This is a genomic window from Dysgonomonas termitidis, assembly GCF_042654545.1.
In the GTDB taxonomy this organism is placed as follows: Bacteria; Bacteroidota; Bacteroidia; order Bacteroidales; family Dysgonomonadaceae; genus Dysgonomonas; species Dysgonomonas termitidis.
In genome coordinates this window covers 1-2,674 of record NZ_JBHSGN010000134.1, presented here as the reverse complement: position 1 = coordinate 2,674, position 2,674 = coordinate 1, and the positions used below count along the sequence as shown (strand labels likewise).

The window sequence follows — 2,674 nt, the reverse complement described above, 5'->3', positions numbered from 1 at the left end:
TACCATATAAAAAAGTTGTTGCAGGCAACCGGCCGGGCGGCCATCGATTACCCTTACCGTATATCCCTGGACTACGAACAGTGGATGGACAAGGCGGAAATAACCGTCATACAGCAGTGAACCGGCAAACAATGAACAACATGAAGTCAACTAAATAATACCTATATATTTTATGAAACAATCCGTAATCCTATTTCTGCTTCTGGCGATTGCCCTGGTATCCGTACGGGGGCAGGACGTAGTTGGCAACCTGCCGCTGTCCTCGCCGCACCTGGCAGTCAAGACCAATTTATTGTACGATGCTACCACCACTTTCAACCTGGGGGTGGAGGTTAAGCTGGACAGCCGCTATACGCTGGACCTGCCGGTTAATTACAACCCCTTCACCTATAGCGGGAACAGGAAGCTGAAACATATACTGGTGCAGCCGGAGCTCCGTTACTGGGTTTACGAACCGTTTTTCAGTCATTTCATCGGTGTGCATGCGCTCTATGCCAATTACAATGTGGGGGCCATCAAGTTGCCGCTGGACCTGTATCCGGACCTGGAGACCAGCCGTTACCGGGGCAACCTTTTCGGGGCGGGCATTTCCTACGGTTACCACTGGATGCTCTCCCCCCGCTGGAACCTGGAAGCCACTTTCGGCTTCGGGTTTGCCTATTCGGACTATGACAGGTATGAGTGCAAAACCTGCGGCAAGCTGCTGGAGAGCGGCAGCAAGCATTATTTCGGGCCTACCAAGGCCGGTATATCCATCATCTATATAATCAAATAAGACAATGAAACGTATGAAACGATTCCATATTTCCCATATACCGGCTGTATTTTTCCTGCTGGCGGCGCTCAGCCTGCCGGCACAGAACAAGGACCTCTATAAAGGCCGACTGCAGGTCGAAAGCGCCGGGCTGAAACAGGAAGGTGACAGCCTGTTATTAAGCTTTTCGGTACACATACAGGGCCAGGCCGTTACCGGCAGTCAATCGATGCTGCTGATTCCCGAACTGAGGGCTGGAAACAATACGGACAGCAAAACCCTGACCCTTCCCTATATACTGATCGACGGGGATGAACGCCAGAAACTGAACGAACGCTCTTTCGCCCTTGCGGGAGCAGATAAGCGGTCCGCCTATCATCGTCCGCAGATGCATGTAAATACCCGGCAGTCCACCGATACGACACTTCTGTATAAGCTGAAAATCCCCTATGAATCCTGGTTGGGTTCCGCCCGTTTCGTGCTCTACCAGCAGGTAACGGGTTACAGGCAGGAATCACGGCTGTATGCGCTGTCATTGAGCGATAAGGTGGAAATGGAAGCGTATGTGCCCTACCAGGCCAGCCCCGCGGTATCCTTCCTTGTACCGGACAGGGAAACCAAGGCGCGCCAGCTCCGGGGCAAAGCCTTCCTGGACTTCCAGGCAGACAGTTCGCACATCGATCCCGGTTTCAGCCGGAATGCCCCGAAGCTGGCCAGGATCAGCCAGGCCGTCTCGGATGTGAAAAACAACCCCGATGCGGTGATCACCGGCCTGTTTATCGAAGGCTATGCTTCCCCCGACGGGCTGTACGCCACCAACGAGCGTTTATCGAAAGAACGGTCGCTGGCGTTGAGGGATTACCTGAAAACGAAGTTCGGATTCGACGGGGGCCTTTTCAAGGTAAGCCATGTGGCCGAGGACTGGGACGGGCTGGTCGTACAGGTACAGGCCTCCGGTATGGAATACAGGGACAAGGTACTGGAAATTATTGCCACCACGGGAATAACGGCCGGCCGCGAAGTCGCCCTGATGCGCCTGGCGAACGGTGCGCCCTACCGGCAGATGCTCCGGGAGATATTCCCCGAACTCCGCAGGGTGGAATACCGGGTCGACTATACGGTCAGGGATTACACTCTCGAAGAAAGCAAGTCGCTGTTCAGCCGCAAACCGGAAGACCTGTCCCAGCTGGAGCTTTACAACCTGGCCCGGAGTTACGGCAAAGGCACGAAGGAGTATACGGATATATTGCTCGAGGCGATCCCAGGATACTATCCCGGTGATGTAACGGCAAACGTCAACGCGGCGGCGCTGCTGATCGAAAACGGGGAACCGAATAGCGCCGGGCGCCTGCTGGACAGGATAGCCGGCACAGCCCCCGGCGGCAACCATCCGGCCGTACTGAACAACCTGGGCGTGATACGCCTGCTGGCAGGGGAACTGGATGAAGCCGAAGCCCTGTTTAACCGGGCGAAAACAGCCGGCAGTGAGGAAGCAGCCCGCAACCTGGAGGAAGTGGCGGTCAAACGGGCCGATAATCAGAAAATGGAACGGTATAAAAACCGGTAAACCGTCCCCGCAAACCTGCCTGCGTCGACATACGGCGCGCCGGCAGGGGGAAAGCCGGCAGGCAGCGGTTTGCAGGCCGGTACCGCAATAAAAAGCTATTCATAATAATACCAGGGAATGAAAATGAAACAAACAACCCGGACAAAAGTATCAACACGTATTAACAAAACAGGGAAACAGGAGGGCCGTAAAGATCAGGGAAGGAACGATTTAAACATAGCTGGAAGAAACAGTTACAGCTAAGCGAAAGAAGAAATAATTAAGAGAAACTAGAAACAGTTAAGAGAAACAGTTCGAAAAAAACGATTAAGAAAAACAGTCAGAAAACAAAAAAACGATTAAGAAAATTCATA

At 53.3% G+C, this 2,674-nt stretch carries 2 protein-coding genes; both read left to right on the top strand.

Features of this window, described 5'->3' with window-relative positions; genetic code table 11:
- The first annotated feature begins 172 nt into the window (after positions 1-172).
- Positions 173-775, top strand: coding sequence for a DUF3575 domain-containing protein (locus ACFO6W_RS22105; RefSeq protein WP_380000562.1), 603 nt, complete (start codon positions 173-175; stop codon positions 773-775).
- A 4-nt stretch (positions 776-779) separates the two neighbouring features.
- Positions 780-2,321 carry a DUF3868 domain-containing protein gene (locus ACFO6W_RS22100; RefSeq protein ID WP_380000560.1) on the top strand — a complete coding sequence of 514 codons (1,542 nt, stop codon included), beginning with the start codon at positions 780-782 and terminating at the stop codon, positions 2,319-2,321.
- The last annotated feature ends 353 nt before the right edge of the window (positions 2,322-2,674 follow it).